Below are 1300 nucleotides of genomic sequence, written 5' to 3'. Positions count from 1 at the left end.
TCAAGGCGCGCCTGCTGCGCCGCCCGCGCGGCTCCGCCGCGCGGCGACGCGCAACGCGCGCTGATGGGGCGTCGCACGCGGCGCGTCGGCACGTCGGTACCGCGCGGGCGGCGCAGTGACGACGACTGTTCCTATCTGGCCCCTTCTCGCAACGAGTGGCAGTGCTGGGCACTCCGTCTGCCGTACCCGGCCGGGCCTCCCGCAGCCGAGGACCGATCGGCCGGCCACCAGCTCAGTCGACCGGCTGTGGTCACCCTCGGTAGCCGGATATCCGAAGAAGCTCACCAGGACCTCGGTACCGGGGCCGCCGCAATTCGGTTCCACACCAGCAGGTTCCAGCGCTCACCGATCCTTCCCCATTGCTGTGGACGATCTGCCGAAGGCATACCACCGGCGCAGGGCACTGCAAAGGGCGCTACGCGTCACTTCGTGATGGGCATTCGCCCACCCTTTTCCGCACCCCACACCGGCGGTCTGGACAAGCCCAGATCGACCACAGCAACGAGGAAGGACCTCCCGATGAGCACCACCACCACTTACATCTGCGGAATCCGCGGTTGCGACGCCCCCGCCACCGAGATCCAGCCCGCCCTCTTCGGACGCACCACCTACCGCTGCCACCCGCACCACCTCCAGGACATCGCCAGCCAGGCAGCCGCCGACAGCTACGACCCCGCAGCCGCCTACGAGTGACCCGGAGGGGGCTCCGGCCCCCTTCCCACCGCTTCGGCCACCGGCAGCGCCGCCGGTGAGTGAGTCGCCAACGACGTCGACTCCAGCCGATCCCCCGATGCTGGTCACATCGGGACACCGGTTACCCGGTGCGGACGACGGTCCTTCCGTCCGCATCGGGTTTCCGCCACAACTTGCGTCGGGTCGCTGCCGAATTCGCCTTATATCTAGTAGATAGAGGAGCGCTCAGCTCCGGGCCACTGGCGCCGGGCGGGTTGGCGGAGGTTTCCCCACCCTCCTCATAGCCGAATCGTCTCGCTCCAGCCGAACGAGTCAAGGACCACCTACGGCGTCCGCTACGCGGTGCTGCGCATCCTTGACACGCCCGACTTCCGCTGAGGGCGGCCAGTATGAGGAAGGCGGGGAAGAGCAGTCGGTTGCCGGTAGACCGGCGGTCGGCGCGTGCAACGAACGTGCGACATTGCGCGGATCGGGGCGGATACCAGCGGTCAATCCTGGCAGCGGCCCTCATTGCCGAAGAACACGAAAAATCCCCCTGACCAGGTGATATGTCAGGGGGATGTGGTGGCCAAGGCCGGGATCGAACCGGCGACCTTCCGCTTTTCAG

At 67.6% G+C, this 1300-nt stretch carries 1 protein-coding gene; it reads left to right on the top strand.

Annotated elements, in window-relative coordinates:
• The first annotated feature begins 519 nt into the window (after nucleotides 1-519).
• Nucleotides 520-693: a hypothetical protein gene (locus A5789_RS36260; RefSeq protein ID WP_156772981.1), complete on the top strand. Its 174-nt coding sequence runs from the start codon at nucleotides 520-522 to the stop codon at nucleotides 691-693.
• Nucleotides 694-1300 lie beyond the last annotated feature (607 nt).

It is taken from the genome of Nocardia sp. 852002-51101_SCH5132738, from assembly GCF_001665695.1.
Taxonomy (GTDB): Bacteria; Actinomycetota; Actinomycetes; order Mycobacteriales; family Mycobacteriaceae; genus Nocardia; species Nocardia nova.
This window is presented reverse-complemented; position numbering and strand designations above follow the sequence as displayed.

Coding starts and splice junctions, on each gene's coding strand:
- A5789_RS36260 (WP_156772981.1), top strand. CDS start 520: ATGAGCACCACCACCACTTACATCTGCGGAATCCGCGGTTGCGACGCC.